The 19,862-nt window shown below is 50.1% G+C and carries 20 protein-coding genes; 7 read left to right on the forward strand and 13 right to left on the reverse strand.

Annotated elements, in window-relative coordinates; all coding sequences use genetic code 11:
- Positions 1–183: 183 nt before the first annotated feature.
- Both ACZ5ZV_RS16525 and ACZ5ZV_RS16530 read left to right on the forward strand, forming a co-directional pair.
- Entirely contained in the window at positions 184–1,941 is a 1,758-nt protein-coding gene (locus ACZ5ZV_RS16525; RefSeq protein WP_464118272.1) for an ABC transporter ATP-binding protein, read from the forward strand.
- Positions 1,934–3,745, forward strand: a complete 1,812-nt coding sequence (locus ACZ5ZV_RS16530; RefSeq protein ID WP_464118273.1) for an ABC transporter ATP-binding protein — start codon at positions 1,934–1,936, stop codon at positions 3,743–3,745. The genes ACZ5ZV_RS16525 and ACZ5ZV_RS16530 overlap by 8 nt, the downstream gene beginning before the upstream one ends.
- On the opposite strand, the gene ACZ5ZV_RS16535 is transcribed toward ACZ5ZV_RS16530, so the two are convergent.
- Positions 3,676–4,665 (reverse strand): hypothetical protein, encoded by a 990-nt coding sequence (locus ACZ5ZV_RS16535; RefSeq protein ID WP_464118274.1) that lies wholly within the window; start codon positions 4,663–4,665, stop codon positions 3,676–3,678. The two genes, ACZ5ZV_RS16530 and ACZ5ZV_RS16535, sit on opposite strands and share 70 nt — an antisense overlap.
- Before the next feature lie 24 nt (positions 4,666–4,689).
- A complete protein-coding gene (locus tag ACZ5ZV_RS16540; protein ID WP_464118275.1) occupies positions 4,690–5,481 on the reverse strand; it encodes a GYF domain-containing protein in 792 nt (263 codons plus the stop codon).
- A gap of 222 nt (positions 5,482–5,703) precedes the next feature.
- On the opposite strand from ACZ5ZV_RS16540, the gene ACZ5ZV_RS16545 reads away from it, so the two are divergent.
- A complete protein-coding gene (locus tag ACZ5ZV_RS16545; RefSeq protein WP_464118276.1) occupies positions 5,704–6,621 on the forward strand; it encodes a chemotaxis protein CheX in 918 nt (305 codons plus the stop codon).
- Here ACZ5ZV_RS16545 and ACZ5ZV_RS16550 read toward each other — a convergent pair.
- The 4 genes from ACZ5ZV_RS16550 to ACZ5ZV_RS16565 are packed head-to-tail and all read right to left on the reverse strand — an operon-like array spanning position 6,618 to position 9,698.
- Positions 6,618–7,022 (reverse strand): acyl-CoA thioesterase, encoded by a 405-nt coding sequence (locus ACZ5ZV_RS16550; protein WP_464118277.1) that lies wholly within the window; start codon positions 7,020–7,022, stop codon positions 6,618–6,620. The genes ACZ5ZV_RS16545 and ACZ5ZV_RS16550 overlap by 4 nt on opposite strands.
- Positions 7,023–7,033: 11 nt before the next feature.
- A complete protein-coding gene (gene phnE / locus ACZ5ZV_RS16555; RefSeq protein ID WP_464118278.1) occupies positions 7,034–8,047 on the reverse strand; it encodes a phosphonate ABC transporter, permease protein PhnE in 1,014 nt (337 codons plus the stop codon).
- Positions 8,025–8,804, reverse strand: a complete 780-nt coding sequence (gene phnC, locus ACZ5ZV_RS16560; RefSeq protein WP_464118279.1) for a phosphonate ABC transporter ATP-binding protein — start codon at positions 8,802–8,804, stop codon at positions 8,025–8,027. Before phnC ends, phnE begins: the two co-directional genes overlap by 23 nt.
- A 3-nt stretch (positions 8,805–8,807) precedes the next feature.
- Entirely contained in the window at positions 8,808–9,698 is an 891-nt protein-coding gene (locus tag ACZ5ZV_RS16565) for a phosphate/phosphite/phosphonate ABC transporter substrate-binding protein (protein ID WP_464118280.1), read from the reverse strand.
- 104 nt (positions 9,699–9,802) lie between these two features.
- On the opposite strand from ACZ5ZV_RS16565, the gene ACZ5ZV_RS16570 reads away from it, so the two are divergent.
- The 4 genes from ACZ5ZV_RS16570 (at position 9,803) to ACZ5ZV_RS16585 (ending at position 14,335) form a co-directional block, all read left to right on the forward strand.
- Positions 9,803–10,531 carry an HAD family hydrolase gene (locus tag ACZ5ZV_RS16570; protein ID WP_464118281.1) on the forward strand — a complete coding sequence of 243 codons (729 nt, stop codon included), beginning with the start codon at positions 9,803–9,805 and terminating at the stop codon, positions 10,529–10,531.
- Positions 10,531–11,187: a 16S rRNA (cytidine(1402)-2'-O)-methyltransferase gene (gene rsmI / locus ACZ5ZV_RS16575; protein WP_464118282.1), complete on the forward strand. Its 657-nt coding sequence runs from the start codon at positions 10,531–10,533 to the stop codon at positions 11,185–11,187. The genes ACZ5ZV_RS16570 and rsmI overlap by 1 nt, the downstream gene beginning before the upstream one ends.
- 2 nt (positions 11,188–11,189) lie before the next feature.
- Positions 11,190–13,727 carry an ATP-dependent helicase HrpB gene (gene hrpB / locus ACZ5ZV_RS16580; RefSeq protein WP_464118283.1) on the forward strand — a complete coding sequence of 846 codons (2,538 nt, stop codon included), beginning with the start codon at positions 11,190–11,192 and terminating at the stop codon, positions 13,725–13,727.
- 101 nt (positions 13,728–13,828) lie between these two features.
- Complete coding sequence (locus tag ACZ5ZV_RS16585; RefSeq protein WP_464118284.1) at positions 13,829–14,335, forward strand: hypothetical protein; 507 nt, start codon at positions 13,829–13,831, stop codon at positions 14,333–14,335.
- Between the two features lie 41 nt (positions 14,336–14,376).
- Here ACZ5ZV_RS16585 and ACZ5ZV_RS16590 read toward each other — a convergent pair whose 3' ends face one another.
- The 7 genes from ACZ5ZV_RS16590 to ACZ5ZV_RS16620 form a co-directional block, all read right to left on the reverse strand.
- On the reverse strand, positions 14,377–14,598 hold the full coding sequence (locus tag ACZ5ZV_RS16590) for a hypothetical protein (protein ID WP_464118285.1): 222 nt from the start codon (positions 14,596–14,598) through the stop codon (positions 14,377–14,379).
- Positions 14,598–15,224: a 30S ribosomal protein S4 gene (rpsD, locus tag ACZ5ZV_RS16595; protein ID WP_464118286.1), complete on the reverse strand. Its 627-nt coding sequence runs from the start codon at positions 15,222–15,224 to the stop codon at positions 14,598–14,600. The genes ACZ5ZV_RS16590 and rpsD overlap by 1 nt, the downstream gene beginning before the upstream one ends.
- A gap of 530 nt (positions 15,225–15,754) precedes the next feature.
- Entirely contained in the window at positions 15,755–15,949 is a 195-nt protein-coding gene (locus tag ACZ5ZV_RS16600; protein ID WP_464118287.1) for an Mpo1-like protein, read from the reverse strand.
- Positions 15,950–15,964: 15 nt separating this feature from the next.
- Positions 15,965–16,468, reverse strand: coding sequence for a serine O-acetyltransferase (gene cysE / locus ACZ5ZV_RS16605; protein WP_464121430.1), 504 nt, complete (start codon positions 16,466–16,468; stop codon positions 15,965–15,967).
- Between the two features lie 5 nt (positions 16,469–16,473).
- Positions 16,474–17,436, reverse strand: a complete 963-nt coding sequence (locus ACZ5ZV_RS16610) for a 3'-5' exoribonuclease YhaM family protein (RefSeq protein ID WP_464118288.1) — start codon at positions 17,434–17,436, stop codon at positions 16,474–16,476.
- A complete protein-coding gene (locus ACZ5ZV_RS16615; protein WP_464118289.1) occupies positions 17,436–18,089 on the reverse strand; it encodes a hypothetical protein in 654 nt (217 codons plus the stop codon). The genes ACZ5ZV_RS16610 and ACZ5ZV_RS16615 overlap by 1 nt, the downstream gene beginning before the upstream one ends.
- On the reverse strand, positions 18,089–19,849 hold the full coding sequence (locus ACZ5ZV_RS16620; protein ID WP_464118290.1) for a tetratricopeptide repeat protein: 1,761 nt from the start codon (positions 19,847–19,849) through the stop codon (positions 18,089–18,091). Before ACZ5ZV_RS16620 ends, ACZ5ZV_RS16615 begins: the two co-directional genes overlap by 1 nt.
- Positions 19,850–19,862 lie beyond the last annotated feature (13 nt).

A 19,862-nucleotide genomic window follows, 5' to 3' on the forward strand; every position in this document is an offset into this window, starting at 1 on the left:
TAGGAATAACAAAAGGAGGTCCGCAATGAACTTTCTTAGGACTATTTTCGTTCGTTTGACTGAACAAAGACCATTCTTTTACGGCTGGGAACAAAGGGCCTTTGAACGACGCCAGGAGCAAACCTTCGGCTCAGCCCAAACTTCTTGCAGACTCTGGAAGGATTAAATACAGTCCTTCCTTGAATGCAAACTGCAGCCGACAACAATCTCCTCTATAAGCGTCCTCTTTGGTATTATATCAAAAACAATCCCCGCGCCTTCGGCCTGGGGATGCTTTTTCTTGTGCTCACCAATGCTTTGGACGGGGTTTATCCACTGATCATGAAGGCGGCCATCGATCAGATCGAAAGCCAGGCTCCGCTGAGCGCGATCGGCAAAACTTGTTTTGTTTTCCTGGCAATCATGAGCGGGCTGGCGATCACTCGCTACGGTTGGCGTGCGCACTTCGGTCGCTTTCATACCTTTGCAGCCGAGCACATCCGCCAAAAGATCTTCCGACATATCACTTCGTTAGGGCCGAACTTCTTCCACAAAAATCCCGTGGGCGAGCTGATGAGCTTGCTGACCAACGACGTTCAGTCCTTCCGCCAGGCGATCGGCCCCGGCCTGCTGATTCTGGCTGACGGTATCATCATCATCTGTGTGAATCTGCCAATCATGATGTCCCTGAATTGGGACTGGACGTGGAAGACCCTGATCTTCCTGCCCATCGTTCCCTTCCTAATCTGGAAAGTCATGCGCCTGATTCATGCCAACTATAAGATCCAGCAGGACCGGTTCTCTGAACTGACAGGAGTGGCGCAGGAAACCGTGGGCGGCATCCGCGTGATCAAAAGCTTCGCTCAGGAAAAAAACCGCACCGATCTTTTCAATGGCGTCAGCGCCGCCTTTGAAAAAGCCTGCAACAAGGTGGCCCGTGTGGACTCTTACTTCATCCCGGTGATGGAGTTTGGTGTGACCTCAGGAAGTGTTATTTTACTTTTCGTTGCCAAGGATGATCTGTATTCAGGTGCGGTGACCCTGGGGACCTTCTTTGCCTTCCATCGCTACATTCAGAAAATGGTGTGGCCGATGACTGCTCTGGGCATGGGCTTTTCCAACTTCCAAAAAGGCTATGCCTCTTTCGACCGTATCAAGGGAGTTCTGCAAACAGAAACAGACATTCCTGACCAGGGCACGGTGGCAATCGAAAAGTTCCACTCCCTGGAATTTAAAAATGTTTCCTTCAAACACCAGGACAGTTCTGTCTATGCCCTGAAGAATGTGTCGTTCACCCTTCACGCTGGCGAAAGCCTGGGGATTATGGGCCCTGTGGGGGCTGGCAAGACGACCCTGCTGCATTTGCTGACACGGATGTACCCACTGAATGAAGGACAGATTCTGGTCAATGGCCATCCTATTGAATCCGTGACTCAGGAATCCTTGCGGCGCACCTTCCTGCTGGTTCCGCAAGAGGCCTTCTTGTTCAGCGAAAGCGTGTCTGAGAATTTAAGCTTCGGTCTTGCCGAAAAGGCCCCGGATCTGGAAATCCAGCGCATGACAGAAATGGTGGACTTCACCAAAGAAATTGAATCCCTGCCACATAAGTTTGAATCACAACTGGGTGAACGTGGGGTGAATCTTTCCGGCGGACAAAAACAACGCCTGACCATTGCCCGTGGAATTATCATGAAAACACCGGTGCTGGTGCTGGATGACTCCTTAAGTGCGGTGGACACTCGCACTGAAAAAGCCATTGAACAGGAGCTTCGAAAGAATCACAGTGGCATGAGCCGCATTATCGTGGCCCACCGTCTGTCGTCGCTAAAAGGGGTTGATCGCCTGCTGATTCTGAAAGACGGCCAGGTCGAAGCCTGTGGCACTTTTGATCAGGTTCTGGCAACAAGCCCGACCTTCCAAAAAACCGTTCAGATTCAAGGACAGGGGGAACATCATGAATGATAATTTCATGAACGAAGACCTGGTAAAAACCAAGGTAACTTATCCAGTCCTCTTTAAAAGGCTTTGGCCGTATGCCCGTCGGGAAAAAATTCTGTTGTTTTCGGCCATCTTCGCGGTCGCTGGCGGCGCCACTGTGGCTCGTCTGATCCCCGCGTTGATCGGGTATGCCATCGACCACGGTGTGAAGGATAAGAACTACGAGGTCTTCACCAATGTGGCCTATGCCTATCTGGCACTGGAAGTGATGCGTTCGCTGTTTTCGTTTGGGAATGCCTATCTGTTCCAGTTGTTCGGAAATCGCATGCTTTTCCATCTGCGCGAAGATCTGATGAACCACGTGCAGCGCCTGCCTTTGCAGTTTTTCAACAAAACCCCCACCGGTCGTATTGTCACCCGTCTTACCAATGACGTCATGTCATTAGGAGAGCTTTTCACCGAAGGTGTCATTTCTGTCTTCACAAATGCCGTGATGATCGCTTCTGTCGTTATCGCGCTTTCTTTGATTTCCTGGAAGCTGACGGTCGTGTCCCTGTTCCTGGCGCCGCTGTTTATCTGGGCGTCCTTTTATCTATCCAATAAAATCCGCGAGATTCTTCGCGAGCAGAAAAAGAAACTGTCCCTGATCAATGCATTCCTGGCAGAAAACCTCAATGGCATCAAGGTGGTGCAGCTGTACAACCGGGTTACTAAAAATCGGGCCAAGTTCGCCGAGTTATCGACGGATTATCGCGACACCAACATGCGCTCGATCAAAGCCTATGCCCTGATGCAGCCGATTATGAATTTGTTCAATGCGGTGACGATCACTTCGGCTTTGTACTTTGGCGGATTCCTGAGTGCGCAGAACTCGATTGCGATTGGGTCTTTGGTGGCTTTCCTGATGAACATTCAGGACTTTATCCCTCCCTTACGCGAAATTCTGGAAAAGTATCAACAGTTCCAAAACTCCCTGACCAGTGCCGAGCGTATCTTTACTTTGATGGATGAACCCAAAGAATTCGAGATTGAACAGCTGACCAGCCCGGGGGCTTTGCGTGGCGAGCTGGAAATTCGCAACCTGAACTTCCAGTACGAAAGCCATCTGCCTCTGGTACTGAAGAACATCAGCTTGAACATCAAAGCCGGAGAGTCCATCGCACTGGTGGGTCGTACCGGCAGCGGCAAGTCCACATTTATCTCCTTACTGCAAAGATTCTATGATGCTCCGGAAAAGACGATCTTTGTAGACGGCATTGCCCTGGAAAGAATCCAGCGCGAGGAAATCCGCCATCACGTCGGCGTGGTACAGCAGGACAACTTTATCTTCCGCGGGACGGTTCGTGACAATATCGGACTGGGGGATCCTCGCATCAGCGAAGAACAAATCCAACAGGCCTGCGATAAAACGGGCTACAGCCAACTGCTGTCACGCACAGGACGGGATCTTTCAAGCCCTGTGGCCGAACGTGGCTCCAATCTTTCCGTGGGCGAGCGTCAGCTGATCGCCTTTGCACGCATTCTGGCGTTCAATCCGGACATTCTAATTCTGGATGAAGCCACGGCCAATATTGATTCTGAAAGTGAGCACATCATCCAGGAAGCCACGAAAGAAATCACGCGCGGGCGCACCAGTATCATTATTGCCCACCGTCTTTCAACGATTCAGCAATGCGACCGGATTGTGGTTTTGAATCAGGGGGAAATCGCGGAAGTGGGCTCTCACGAAGAACTTATGAAAGCCCAGGGAATGTACTATCAGTTCGCTTCTCTGGGTTTGAAGTCCACCTTGATGGATGCATCGGCCGCCGGGACCGCCGATCCATAGAAGCGAATGGAGTTGGAGGCCTCCAGATAATCCCAGCCGTTCTGGGAGCTGCGCGGGACCTTCTGACCATTGATCGTCACCACGATGGATTCAATCACCGGCAGCTTGGAAAGCTTAAAGTCCGTCAGAATCTGGAAGATGCGGGCGCGAATGTTGGATACCGATGATGCCAGGTTCGTGCTGCAGATGGATTCTTTCACCCCGCCTGACACATCGGCAAGACCAATATAGCTTAATCCCGCAGAAGCAAAGTCATTAAAGGTCTTGCACTGTGAGGTCAGACTGAGCACACCGATAAAACTGAACATCCACGATCTGCTGCCGTCCACCCATGGAGTTTTAATACTGTCCAGGAAGTTTGTGTAATAGGAAATACCGGCTGAAGAGTTGGACTTACTAAAGTCATCTTCATCCGATAGTGCCACGACCACCAAGAGTGCGTCGTCCCGGAAGAAGCCCTTGCCTTCATTGGCCAGATAGCCGGATGAAAGAGCTCGTTCCATGGACTCCAATCCTCGTTCCAGATTGCTCCCCGCCTCACCCACGATCATGCGGGCCTTCAGGTTGTTAATCAGATCAGGTGTTTTGGAGGTCACATACTTGGGAGTTCCGATAAAGCGTCCCCCATCCGGATTGTCGCCACCCATACTGGTGGTCACCACAGCCATGTGATAATCCATCTTCAGGGAATTCAGTTTTGTCACAAGATCCGGGATCTGATCACTTAGGCGCTGCTGATGCTTCAGCATGGAGGTGGAATTATCCACAATCCAAAGAATGTCGACTTTGTTGTTATAAGTGATGCTTTGACCGAAATTGTCCTGAGAAGGCGGCAAATCGAACGCCACATTCTGTTCACAGGCCATCAGCAAAACCGATGAGATTGCCAGAAGTGAAAGTCGAAAATCCATTTTCATCATGGGACATCCTCTCAAAGGCCGCTTTTATGCAGCCTTCGTCGTAAAGTTCTTGATAGATTCGCGAGCGGACTGACTTAGCGTTGTGAATTTCACACCGTACTTCACCGGCTCCACCGCACTGCTGCCGTCTTTAACATACTGTTTGCTCACGATCTGGCAGACAGCATTGAAGGGCGGAACCCCATCCCCCGGCTGAAAATGCAGGAACAACGACTGTCCGGGCTGCAGGTTCGGACTGTCAATCAAGACACCGGCACCGCCAGCACTGATTTCCAGCGCCTGACCGCGGAAAACGGTTTTATTGTTATGCACGATCAAAGAAGCGCCATAAGACGCGCGCACATGACGACGGCGGAAAAAGATTTCTGCCACATCGGCTTCTTTGGAATCTTTCATCACACGGATTTTTTCCGGAGCGAAGTCTTCCACTTCGGCAACCCTTTTCCACGCGGGAAGCTTCGAGTGCCAGATATAGTCGTATTCAAACAGTGCCTTTTCCTGAAGCATCTGAATCAGCTCTAACTGACAGAAAGGACCGTAGTTGTTGCCTTCCTTCAGGATGAACCATTCTTTGTCTTTCAGAAGATGCTTGTTCAAAGAAACGGCCGGAGTCGACTGGGGACGAGTCGCCGGTTTTTGCGCCAGTTTGGCTGAGAACTCAGGATGTTCGAGCAACATAACCCACTCACCCATGGATTCATCATAGATGTAGTCAGTCCATTGATTTTCTTGGGACTCAATCTTTTTCAGGACCGTCTCAAGATTGAACGGACCAATATGAGTGCCATTGTTAGAAAGATAATACTGTTTTGCCATGCTCTCGTTACTCCTTGAGAGGTCTATCGGCACAAACAGGACCTGACTTAACTGTAGGAAATTAGACAATTTGTTGGAAATTTGTTTGAAGAATTTTGTCGAAATTGTCGACAAGTAACTAAGTTAAAGGGTTCCTCATGCTTTCCCGACAAGATTGCTACCACTTAAGAAATTGGCCCTTTAAACCGAGTAGAGTTTATGGTTTTTATACAGAAGAGAGAAATGAAACAGCGTAAAAACATCCTGATCGTGGATAACAACTGTGAGCTCGAGCAACTGGTGAAAGAGCCGTTGTTGAAGCAACTTGAAAACTCAGGTGTTGCTCCGGTTGTTGTGCGCGCAAAAGATGGTGCCGAGGCCGCAATTAAATCCGAAAATCAGAAGTTCGACATGGTTCTGATTGACACTGAAGTTCCACGTTTGATGGACGGTGGGTTCGTGTACGGAATACATACTTATAAAAACACACAGGACGCGAATCTGATCGTGGTTTCGCAGAAGGATGCGGCGGACCTTCCGGAAAGCCTGCGCTCCTCACGCTTTTTCAAAAAGCCCGTGTCCCCTACCGAGCTTATTGATGCCATGATCACCGTGCTCAATGCCGAACATCATGGCACTGCTGCACGTGAACCTGCGACGACTGCGGCAGCACAAAAATATGCCGTGGATGTGCGCGTGATCAATGCCGTGATCAAGGCGACAACTCATGTCCTGGGTCAGTTTGGCTGTGCGGATGTTAAAATGGAAAAGGCCGGACCGAAATCTCCTCACGATCCGCTGATGGGGGAAGTGTCTTCCATCGTCGAGATTCGCAGTCAGGCCTTCCAGGGGCATTTGTGTGTTTCTTTTGATAAAGGCAGTTTTCTGGAAGTGGTTTCCAGCATGTTGATGGAAGAACAAACCGAATTGACCCCGGACAACCAGGATGCCGTCGGTGAAATCAATAATATTATTTTCGGCAATGCCAAGGCGGAAATAAGTTCCTATGGCGTTCAGATGACCGTCCCTAAAGTCATCCTTGGCGCGGGTCAGACGGTCCCCTGCCCTCAGGGATCCGCAGGAATGATGATTCCCTTCGCCACCGGCAAAGGGAAATTCTATATCACCGTTGTTGCACTTCCAATGGCAAAAGTCGCTTAATCCAATCCGACGGCCTGCTTCCATTCGGCGGTAGGCTCGACAAGTTTTCTTTCTTTCATATCAAACAGCCCGAACGTAAACACCGCTTCGCTGGCGACAGTTCCGTCTTCTTTAACCATTTGCTGTTTCATCTGACCAATTTTGCCTTTATAGCCCAGGACTTCCAAAGTGATCGTGATTGTTTCACGCAAAAGAACTTCACGCAGGAACTTCAGGTTCACTTCAAGAATGACCGGCCCCTGCTTCAGACGTTGAATGTCCCTGAACCCAAAACCGCGTGCCGTGATGGCCTCCCAACGAGCCTCTTCATACAATGCCAGATAAGTGGCGTTGTTCATGTGCCCCAGAGAGTCCACATGATGTTCCTTGATCACGACTTTATATGAATTCAGCGCTGACATAATACGTCTCCTTACTTCAAGGCTTCGCGGATGTAGGCTGAGGCCTGATCCAGGGCCCACACCACAACGGCAATCACCACAATGATGCAACCCACTTCACGCCACATGGCCTGCCCTTGATACTGCACCAACATGGTTCCAATACCACCACCGCCTACAAGGCCGATGATCGTCGCCATCCGAACATTAATGTCCCAGCGATAGACCGTAAAAGAAATATAAGGCAAAAGCACCTGAGGAACAATCGCATACCAAATCGTCTGAAGTTTATTGGCCCCTGTGGATTCAATAGCTTCAATCGGACCCTCTTCGACGGACTCCACCATCTCAGAATACTGCTTGGCCAGCGAAGCCACCGAGTGAATCATCAACGCCAGCATTCCGGCAAAGGGACCAATCCCCACCCACACAGAAAAAATAATGGCCCAGATCAGGGCTTCAATCGAACGTGTCACATTCAGAAAAGTTCGCAGGACAAAGTACACACCCCTGGCAAAAGTCCCCTGCATGATATTCTTGGCGCACAGAAAACTTAAGGCAAACGCCACCGGGATTGCCAGACTGGTGGCCAAAAAAGCCATGAAGATGGTCTCAATAATATTTAAAACAGCACGTGGTAACACATCCCAGTTGGGATTCAAAAGTCCCTGAAAAAGCCGAACCGCCCCCGCAAATCCCTGCTGATCAAACAGCTCGATGAACGAAAATTCCGTCTTCACAACTGCAACAACTAAGGCCGCCCCCAGGGACGTCACCAACTGCCACTTCCAAAATAGCTGATACCACGGACGTTCCTCGACCTCAGGTTGCGCCCATGGCCCAAACAATGCGGCCCCTAAAGTATTCACATGCCGTCCGGCAAGAACCAGACTTAAAGCACATCCCACGGCAAAAAACGTCAGGATCCAAACACTGACCATTCCCAACTGCAGCAACTGTTCTTCACCGGGAGCCAACACAGCAGCAGCCAGTGCCGAGAACAGAAAGCCAAAGATCACCCCATCAAAGATCGTTCGGCGCAACATCCTGTGCCCCTTCTCCGTAAATACGGCGGAACCATTCCTCGGTGATTTCATCGGGTCGTCCCCGGAAAACAATTTCACCATCCTTCAAGGCAACGACCCTGGTGGCATACTTACGAACCAACGACAGAAAATGCAGATTCGCAATAACCGTAATTCCCAGCTCCTGATTGATTTTGCGCAGATAATCCATCACCACGTGACATGTGGCCGGATCCAAAGAAGACACGGGCTCATCTGCCAGCAACAGGACGGGCTTCTGTGTCAGTGCGCGTGCAATGGCCACACGCTGCTTCTGCCCCCCGGACAGCTGATCCGCGCGAAGCAGGGCTTTGTCGGCAATTCCCACCAGACGCAAATTATCCAGCGCCAGCTTCTTTTCTTCGGCTGAAAAGACACCCCAAAAACTTTGCCACAAGGTCTTGTCGGCCAAACGTCCCATCATCACATTCTTTAGAACGCTTTGACGGGGAATCAAATTGAAGTGCTGAAAGATCATCGCCATTTGCCTGCGGACTTCACGAACATCTCTGGGGTCCTGCATCTGACTGACGTCCCGGCCCTGAAAAAAGATCTTTCCCGAGGTGGGCTCCTGCAGACGATTCAGACACCGCAACAAGGTTGATTTTCCCGAACCGCTCAGACCGATGATAACCAGAAATTCGCCCTGCTGCACCTCAAGATCAACATTCTTTAATGCCCGCACACCGTTGGAATAAGTTTTGGAAAGCTGTTCGACACGCAGTAAAGTTTCTGACACAAATCACTTCCCCTCGGGGGCCAACTGGCGAAGCATTTCGCGAACAGTGTCATAATCGCTGTCCGTGGCTTTTTTCAGATTGGTTGCACCCAACATCAGATCCAATGCCTTCTTTCCTTCCGGCGTGGCCGCAAACTGCAGTAAGGTATCAACAATCTTTTCTTTCATTTCCTCGGGCATTTCCTTACGAAAGGCGATCGGGTCATTGGGGATGGGCTCCGACAGCTCGATGATTTTCACTTTCTGATCGACATCGGGATACTGAGTCTTCACCAGGCGGCGCGCATCTTCGATCTGTCCGTTTTGAGGCGGGCTGTAATAGGTCGCCCCGGCGTCCACCTGCCCTTGATAGATCATGGTCACCACGGAATCATGTTTCATCGCAAAAACGGTTTCTTTGGGCTCCACCTTCAGATCTTTTAACGTTTTCAGCGGCAACAGGTAACCGGAAGTGGAAGCCGGATCCACAAAGGCCACTTTCTTGCCATTGAGATCCTTCAGAGTTTTTATTTTGCCGTCAGCACGAGCCAGGAACTGAGACTGATAAGTTGCCGACCCATAACGAATAACCGTTAAACGTGCCTCGGCCCCATACTTTTTATGGGCCATATAGTAGCCGTAAGTGTTAATGGCCGCGACATCCGCGCGATGGGTGCCAAAAGATTCAACCACCGCAACAAAGTTCTGCGGAATCGTGATCTGAAACTTATAAGGTGTGTGTGCCTCAAGATACTCTTTCAGGACCTTGGAGTTGTCCGTCAACACCTTGGCGTCCACTGCGGGCACCAGATGAAACTTGATTGGATTTTCCGGCGTGCCCAGAATGTCTTTTTTTAAGTGACATCCACTCAGAATCGACCCCATCAGGACCACAACTAGAAAGAAAATCCTCATGCTGATTGCCTCCACCATTCATTATAGAAAAGGCCCGGTGACGGGCAAGAAACTCTTTGATTTCACTGGACTTGCCCAAGCCGCCCACTGTACATTGGCCCCATATGTTAGAGCAGATTCTTGTCAATATTCAGGACCTTTCCAGTCAGGGAAAAACCAGTCTTGTTGTCTTCGACCTCGACTCCACACTTTTTGATGTCAGTCCCCGTCTGGAAAAAATTCTTCTGGATTTCGCAGCCTCTCCGCTGAATCAAAAACGTTTCCCTGAACAAGTGACGTTGCTAAAAAATATCAAAACTCTGCGTTCTGACTGGGGTATTGTCGGTGCGTTGACTCGTGCGGGCCTGGATGGCCATCATCAGGACTTCCAGGAGGCTGTTCGTGCCTATTGGCAGAAGAGTTTCTTTTCCAACCACTACCTGCAGTTTGATGAGCCCTATGAAGGGGCCGTGGACTTCGTCAATGCTGTCAGCCGGGCCGGTGCGCATGTGGCCTACCTGACGGGTCGTGATGTGGAAAGAATGGGTGGAAGTTCCGGCGAAATTCTGGAGCAATGGGGTTTCCCTTTACACGAAAAAGCCGAGCTTGTTTTGAAACCTCATCGCAGTATGGACGATGCTCAGTTCAAGACAGACTGGTTCATCGCCGCGGAAAAGAAAAATTATGAAACAATCTATTTCTTTGAAAATGAGCCTGTGAACCTGGTGCACCTGGCTCAACACTGTCCCAAAGTTCAGATGATTTTCTTTGAAAGCACTCACGCTGGCAAGGCAGAGCCACCAGAAGATCTGCCGCGAATCATGAACTTTCTGTTGAATCAAAAGGAGTCCTGATGCTGTACGTGGTTGCCACTCCGATCGGAGATGTCAGTGAGATTTCCCTGCGGGCTCTGGAAGTCCTGAAAAACTGCGATGTCGTGATCTGCGAAAGCACCAAAGAGGCCTCCAAACTTCTGCGGGCCCATGGCATCTCTGGAAAAACCTACGAAGTGCTGGATGAACATTCCACCCCTGAAGACAAAGCGGCTCTTGTTCCTTTATGCGCTGACAAAAATGTGGTTCTGGTGTCTGATTGCGGGACACCAGGCTTCTGCGATCCGGGCGCCGATCTGGTCCGTCTGTGTCGCCAAAAGAATGTTCCGGTAAAATCTGTGCTGGGCGCCTCGGCCCTGATGGGACTTTTATCTTTGAGTGGTCAGCGTATCGATGAATTTGTTTTTCGTGGATTTTTGCCTGCGGAAAATGAGGCTCGGGCGCGGGCCTTGAAAGAGCTGACCAAGGAAAAGCGTGCCATCATTGTGATGGACACACCCTACCGTCTTAAGAAAACTCTTAACGACATGAAAGATCATTTTTCCCAACGTCGCTTTTTGCTGACCATGAATCTTTCACAGGAAGAAGAAGTGGTCCTTGAAGGCTCTATCGACAAACTGATAGCGGGGCTTCGGGCCGACAAAGCCGAGTTCATGCTTTTGATTTATCCGGTTTAGACATGCTTCAGGATCTGCGTCTTCCTATCGACAGTTTTGTTCCTGAAATTCAGAACCTGATGAATCAGGGACAAAACCTGGTCATCACGGCTGCTCCCGGAGCCGGCAAGACCACGCGCCTTCCCCCGGCTCTTTTACAAATCACCAAAAAGAAAATCATCGTCCTTGAGCCACGTCGAATGGCAGCGATTGCCGCTGCTCATCGGATCGCAGAGGAAAATGGGTGGACGGTCGGCGAAGAGGTGGGTTATCAGGTCCGCTTCGCCAACAAGACTTCCGCAAAAACAAGATTGGTATTTATGACCGAGGCCCTGCTGGCCCGGCAAATGATTGATGACCCAGAGCTGGCGGATGTGGAGCTTGTGATACTGGATGAATTCCACGAACGATCCATGCATGTGGATCTGGCGCTGGGGCTTTTGCGCGAACTTCAGGAACTGGGTCGCGATATTAAAATTCTGGTCATGTCCGCCACCCTGGAGGCAGAAAAGATCTCGTCTTACCTGAGCGACTGTCCGATCGTCAGCGTTCCGGGGAAATTATTTGAGCTGGATATCCGGTACCAAAAAGGTTCACAGGTTTTACAGACCTTTCCACAGTTCTTTGATTCTGTCGTTCAGACAGTCAAAGAAGCACAGCTCAATACCAAACACGACATCCTGGTCTTCCTTCCCGGTGTCGGTGAAATTGACCGGGCCAAAGAGGCCTTGCAGACCTGGGCAGACAGCAAATCAATTGAACTGATCCCTTTGCATGGTTCACTCAGCCTTGAAGACCAGCGCAAAGCTTTACAGAAGTCCTCGGCGCAGCGGGTGATTCTATCCACCAATATCGCCGAATCCTCGGTCACTTTGGATGGCGTGAACACGGTGATTGATTCCGGTCTTGCCAAGAATATGAAGCAGGATCATCGCACCGGGTTTTCCCGTCTGGAGCTGGGACGCATCAGCCTGTCCAGCGCCATTCAGCGCGCAGGTCGAGCGGCCCGTCAGTTCCCGGGGATTTGCTATCGCATGTGGAACAAGATGGATGAGCTGTCTTTCGGAAAATCCGAAGTGGCCGAAATCCAGCGTGTGGATCTGACAGAAAGTTTATTATTCCTCAGTGCGCAGGGTGTGACTGATTTTGATTCCTTCAGTTGGTATGAAAAGCCCCAGAAAGTCGCTATCGAAAATGCTCTTCGCTATCTGCGCATTTCCGGAGCCCTCGATGAGAGCAACAAGATCACGGCTCTGGGAAAAAAAGTTCTTCACTTCCCTCTCCCTGTTCGCCTGGCCAAGCTGATGCTGGTGGGGCTGGATCTGGGCGCAAGTGAATTGGCCTCCGAGATGGCCGCCCTGCTGCAAGAGCGGGACATTCTGCGCAAAGAGGCCGTAAGCGCTTTTCTGGGGGACAATCTAGAGTGCGATCTGAGTGCGCGACTGGAGACCTTACATCAGTTCCGCTTCAGCAAGAAGGCGCCCCCAGGGGCCCAGTATTATTCCCTGCAAACTGTGGATCAATCTGCGCGGCAGATTTTGGATTTGGCCCGTCGCCTGCAAAAGGACTCCAATTCAGTCCAGGGTCTGAAAAAAGACCAACAACTGGCTTTAATCAAACGAATCATCTTCACAGCCTATGCCGATCGTCTGTGCCGACGACGCGGCAAAACTGAACGGGCCCTGATGGTTGGAGGCCGGGGCGTGAAACTGCAGAACGAAACCTTGGTGAAAAGTTCTGAGTTCTTTGTCGCCTTGAATGGCGTTGAGGGAAGCTCGGACGCTGAAACCATGGTCAGTCTGGCCAGTGGCGCGGACAAAGACTTTATTCTGGAACTTTTCAAAGACGGCATTCAAAAAACCAAGGACGTTTCCTTTATCGAGGAAAAGGGGCAGTTCTTTGCCCGGGAATATCGCTCGCTGTACGGCCTGCCCCTGGAAGAACCCAGCCTGACTCCAGCCTCAAGCTCCGAGATCGCAGAAAAACTTCCACAGATTCTGACCGACAAGTTTGATCTAGTTCTAAAAAACAACGAAGCTCTGGCCCATTGGTGGGAGCGTCTTGAGTTCCTGCACCGGCATGAACCGCTGTCTGTGGATTTCGAAAAGTTGAAAGTCGAGGCCCTGACTCAAGCCTGCATGGGCGAAAGCAAAATGCAGCCGGTGATGGAAAAAGATCTGTGTTTCTTCTTTGAAAGTGTCTTGCCTGCGGAGATCGCACAAACCCTACGCAGGGAAGTTCCCGACCGTATCGAGGTTCCCAGCGGCAGTAAAATTCGTGTGGTCTATCCACCGGACAAACCACCCTATCTGGAAGTGCGTATTCAAGAGGTCTTCGGCCTGATGGAAACCCCGAAAGTCCTGCACAAAAGCATTCCCGTGACACTGCATTTGCTGGGGCCGAATTTCCGTCCGGTGCAAGTGACTTCCAGTCTGGAAAGTTTTTGGAAGAATGGCTATCCGGAGGTTCGCAAAGAGTTGCGTATCAAATACCCTAAGCACCAATGGCCCGAAGACCCTGCAGACGGAGTTCCAGAAGCCAAAGGGCGAAGACGGCAGTAAATCTCATTGCGAGATTACAAATGGAAACTTGAAGAACTCTTGAGTCAAGTTCCCCTCTTTAAATCCGAAGAATCCTCCGGCGCTACTGCGCTGGAGGATCCATGAAATTGAAGTACGTATTGTTAGCGCTCTCTTTGTCGTTCTTGGTTGCCTGTGGGCAGGAATCCAAGGTCCGATCAGCAGCCAAGGAAGTAATTGAAAAAAGCTACTACGACCAGATGGCAAAAACATACAAGGGCAGCGAAAAAAGCAAAGTCTGGACAGAGTATGTCAATCTGGTAAATTCCAAATTTAAAGTTGAAATTGTCGAAGTAAAAGTGGACGGCAACAAAGCCGAAGGTGTCGCCAAAGTAACAACGGCCGAAGACAAAACAGCGGGCGGTCTGGCTGTATTGTTAATGTTCGCGGCAGAGGGCATGGATAAAAAAGGTCAAACCTTAGCACAAGGCTGGGAAGAGCTGCGGGCGCAAGACAAGCGGACTCCGGCAATGTCTGACTTCCCGACTGAAACCAAGGAAGTTCATTTCACGGCTGTCAAAGAAGACACTTGGAAGGTAACTGCCAAAAAACCTTTGGCCAAAAACACCAAAGGCCCGAAAAACAAATAGATGACTTTACAAAAGGCCTCTGAAAAGAGGCCTTTTGTATTTTAGTGAACTTTCAGCTCTGTCGGGGCTTCACAGGAGCAAACGGCCTGCTGTTCTTCCCGAGATTCCAGATACGCCAGGAAAGAAGCGGAACGAAACGTCAGATCGTACAAAGTATCCATGTCGATCACGAACTTTTCATCACCGAACTTAACGGCCACCCAGTTTTCAGTGATTTCTTCAAATGCGATCTGCTCTGCCTCGATGAACTTCGATGTTTTCATTAGCCCCTCATTGAATAGAAGCCGATGACCAAACCTGGTTCGAAAGCAAATGGAACCGCTTCCAGATTGGGTTCGTCCGTCAAACGACCTTGCTCTGTGCCAGCGACATCCTCTTTCACCAGGAAGGACGGCAGTGGCAGGCGCGGCGTTTGTTTCGCCTGAAGATACACTTGATTTTCGTAGGCTTCAGGAGTCAACGCGACCTTGTCACCCACTTTGATCACCTGAGAACCGATGTTCACCTTCTTGCCATTCACCAAAACCTTGCCGTGAGAAACCAGCTGCCTTGCCGCTGGGATGCTTCCGGCAAAACCCAGACGGAAGACAACGTTATCCAAACGTTTTTCCAGAATATTCACCAGTGCTTCAACCCAGTTGGTGGCTTTGGACTTTTTGGCTTTGTTAATCAAGCGGCGAAATTGTTCTTCGCGCAGTCCGTAGTGAAATCTCAGCTTTTGTTTTTCCTCAAGTTGCAAAGCGAATTCAGAGTACTTTCGGCGTTGCAAGCCGTGCTGACCTGGAGGATAGGGGCGTCTTTCCAGAGCGCCCGCCTTCCCCATACCGGGAAGTTCGGTCAAGAGTCTTCTCTGTCTTTTAAAGCGTGGTGTTTTACCTTGTCTGTTCATAAATCAATTTATCCTTCACTGTCGTGTCGTTGATTTAAAAGGACTCTGACAGAAAGAACAGCAATTCATAAAAAACAGACTTGATTGAAAGCGCGAAGAAAACCGACTGAAAAGAAACTGAGACTGCAAACAAATTGAAAACAGAAAAATCAAGGCGTACTTCTATGTACGCCGACGAACGCCCAACGCAGCAGATGAGGTTCTGAGGCGGGCAAAAAAAAAAGCCGGTCAAAAAGGGGCAGCCAGGATTTGCTTTCTAATCACTGGGTGTGCCTTTTTCACCGGCTAAGGTTGGTCAATTACCAACCGGCCAAACGGCGACGACGACTTCTTTTTCGAACTGGAGCACTTGTTCCACTGCTCTCCCCTTGATGGGTGTTCGAAGCTGGTACCGTCTGGATTGCTTCTGTCTGCTTCATAGCCGAACTCCTTTCGCCTAGATTAAGAACTCCTCTAGTATCGCAGAGAAGCGCAGCGGCATGCGAAGCTTTTAGTGTGAGATTTGGGTCATGAAAATAGGATGAGAATATTCAGGTCATTAAAAGAGGTTTTACGACCCGCAGCCTCCCGGCGAGCGAAAACCGTAAGTATTTGAAAAATGAAGGCTTTTTTCGTTTGATACTATGGTCAATGATTTGCCCTATCCACGCCAGAACAAAAATCAGGACCAAGGGCCAGATTGGTGAAATAACCTGACCGATCGCATAAATAAGAAGGAAGCTCACAGACTCTGCAGGCTGTTATCTCTGCGTGGCCAGGGGGCCTACAACGGTTGCGCCTGCAGGCACATCGCGAATCACCACCGCATTGGCTCCGATCATCGCTCCGTCTCCGATATGAATCGGTCCCAGAATTTTGGCACCAGTTCCGATCAGAACTTTGTTACCCACTGTGGGGTGACGTTTGACCGGATCAAACTTCAATCCCCCCAAAGTAACACCATGAAAGATGATGCAGTCATCACCAATAACCGCTGTTTCCCCGATCACCACACCAAACCCGTGATCGATCACCAGGCGTTTTCCCAAAGTCGCCCCGGGGTGAATTTCAATCCCCGTCAACCAACGGGAAATTTCAGCCACCAGACGGGCCAAAAAATACAACTTCAAAATATAGAAGTAATGAGCCACTCGGTGCAAAGCAATGGCCTTCGGCCCCGGATACAGCAAACCAATTTCCCACAGCGATTTGGCGGCGGGATCATAGTTCTTATAAGTCTTTAAAAGTTCCAACACACGGGACATCATCACTAGTATTTCTCATTCATATCGTCGAGCAGGAAGTAGCGGTCAAACAGTTCACTGTACCGGGACCACTTTTCCCCGGAGCCACGCTCGTTGTCCATGATGGTTTTTACCGTGGCCACTTTACTGTCGAAATCATCGACCATCGCCACAACCATCGCTTCCAGGAATTTAGGACGCTTCGGAGATCCATATTCCAATTTGCCATGATGACTTAAGATAATATGCTTGCAGATGTCACGCAGTTCCTCAGAGAACCCCAGAATACGAGAGGACTTTTTATCTATCAGTTCACAGGCGATCTGCATGTGGCCGATCAAACGACCCCGGTCCGTATAAGAAATGCCGTTGTCATACGACAATTCCCACACCTTGCCGATGTCATGGAAGATAGCGCCAAACAAAAGCAAATCCCGATTCAGGAAGCTGTAGTGAGTCCCCATAAAATCCATGATTTTGCAGATAGAAAGAATATGTTCCAGCAATCCACCCAGCCACGCATGGTGAATGGATTTGGCAGCCGGAGCACGCAAAACCAAAGGGCGAATCTCTGGATCTTCCAAAGTATCCAACACCAACTGGCGCAGACAATCGTTCTTCATGGTTCGCACCATCTGCAGCAGCTCCACCAGCATATCCTCGGAATTACGAGCCGTTGCCGGGATGAAGTCCGCCATGTCAACCGTCGAACTTTCCACCCGCTCCAGGCGATGAACGATCAATTGCTTACGATTTTGAAAGATCTGCACCAGACCTTTCACTTTCAGAATATCGCCCACTTCAAATTCGCGCGACAATTCATCGACCCGGTCCCACAGACGTGCATCAATGCTGCCCGTGGCATCACCCAACTGAAGACCCATAAAAGGGCGTCCGTTTTTACCGACAGAAACGTTCTTTTCCTTCACCAGAAAAAGAGAGTCCACATTTGATTTATCCTGAAGACTCTGAACTGTTTGTCTTTCCATCAGCGCTCCTCGCAGAAATACTGGGGCAATTGAGTGTTCGTGAACTTCACCTGGGCCAGATAGACATCCGTGTCTTTTTCCGCGGCAAACAGGAAGTTGCCGCCCAACACACTCAAGTGGCGTTCCTGTGTGCTGTTCACCTTCAGACCCTCGGCCTGCATCTTTTTAAAGAACTCGTTCGAAATATCAAAGAATTGATTGCAGCCAGCCCCAAAAACTTCACTGCCAATACGGCGCTTGCGGGCTTTGCTGACAAACAGAACTTTCTTGTTTGTCGCATCCGCGAATGCCGGGAACTCAAAGCCCACATAGAATGTCCCACGTTTTCCGGTGATAAATCGGGACAGATCAATGGTTCCACCACCTTTGGGAAGGGCGATTTTCAGCGCCTCCCCCTCGACCACACCGGGATTCTTTTCGACCAGGAAAACATTCACTTCCGAGAAGATCAAATTCTTGGAAACCACCGCAGCGCCTTCGGCCGAGGTCTTAAATTCCATCAGGTCCCAAGCCTGCCGTGGAATTTTGACCTCGTCTGGCAGGTCGTCCGCTTTTATTTCGTGATATTCAGATACCTGATAGCCGGGCTCCTTCGTGCAGGCGCCCAACAAAAGAAACATCCAGATACTTAAAGCCTGGACGGACCGTTTCATCACTCAGACTCCAGTTGATCCCTCAACTCCAGCAAAGGCAGATAGTTGGGTTCCGCCTGCAAACCAGCGCGAACATAGTCATAAGCCATAGGACGATTATTGCTCTTCATCATCACCCAGGCAAGACCATACAAAGTCGGAGCACTTCGCTTGTCACTGGCATAGATGTGAGTGTAGGCGGCCTGAGCACACGCCATATCCTGAGTGATGATACAGATGTCACCCATCAACAAATTTTTAACTGAGATCTGGGACAGCTCCGGCATTTTCAGAATAGCCAGAGCTTCCGGCAAGCGACCTACCTTGGAAAGATAGCTGGCTTGTGTAATCAGCACATAAGGATCTTTCGGAGCTTCAGCCAAGGCTTCCTGCAGGGTTTTGGAAGCATCGGAATCACGATTGACTTCCATCAGACAGATCGAGCGCAAAGCCTTGAGTTCAGCATGAGGTGGCTGCTTTTTGAAAGCCTCCGCACAGTATTTTTCCAGATAGTCCCACTGGGTAAAGCGCCATTCCACCTGCAATGGATGGATGTAGTTTCGGGCCTGTCCGGGCATTTCCGCCAGGAACTGCACCACAGCGCGGTTCACACCGTCCACATCCCCCATCAAACTTTGTGCATAAACCAGGAACAACAAAAGCTCCTGGCGCAGATAACCCGTTTTCTGGATGTTGGCTTTGATGTCGTTAACCAAAGTGCTCAGGAAGTTCGGATCGTTGGAGGTTTTGGCATATTCCACAGAAGCCATGGCCTTCCCGAACAAGGCCAGAACAGAAGCGGGATTCTTGCGATAGATGGCATCAAAATCACGCATGGCTTCGCCGTAGTTCCCTTTTTTAAGCTGGATGATCGCCAGATTCAAAAGGGCGGAAATATTAAACGGCTCATGACCGATGGCTTTTTGTAAGGTGTCTTCCGCCTGCTTTAGATCACCATCCATCATGTAAGAAACGGCAATCCCCAGATAAGCGTCCACAATTTCTGATCGGCTGCGATTTTCCTGCACCAGGGCTCGCTCCAAAATACGACGACCCATCAGACTTTGACGGTCTTCAGAAATCAGCACCGTCGCCATCTGAACCTGGGATTCCATGTCCGGTTCTTTCAACTTGGAAGCACGTTGATAAGCTTCCAGGGACTTTTCATACAAGCCCAGGGACTTGTAACGCAAAGCCTGGCTCATCAGCTCGTCGTATCCCATGGCTTTGTTTTTATCTTTTTGGGTCAGTACAACAAACACCACCCCGACAACCACGACTGCCGCACCCAAAAGGGCCCAGCGCATGATGTTGGATTTGCCACGAATTTTGTCCTGCAAGCGGGCGTCGCCCGAAGCGCCGTAGCTTTTGGTGACGGTGGCCGTGGCCGTTGTTCGGCTGGCCGGACTTTGCGGAATCGGAGTGACATCCTTGATGTCACGAATCGGCGGTGGAGTCAGATCCAGATTGGGCACCGGCGTTGGTGTCAGTGTCATCTCATCAGAAATCGGCAGTACGTCCGTGCGGGTCATCGTATGATGAGCGATGGACTGGGTCATGGTCTGCTCAGAGCTGCTGTCCTGCTCTTCACGAATGTTTTTTACGATATCCATGAACAGCTTGTTTTCGCGGATGTAGCTCCAGCGACCTTCGGTCTGGCGAACCTCATCAATGATCGAGATTTGTTTAGTGCGCAGCTGCTCGGTAACTTCAGCCAGAGTGAAGGGTCCAAGAATCCTCGTGGAAGATTTTACTAACCAGTTCTTCTCTGAGCTGCTCACGTTGTCACCGTTC

It is taken from the genome of Bdellovibrio sp. HAGR004 (assembly GCF_055397015.1).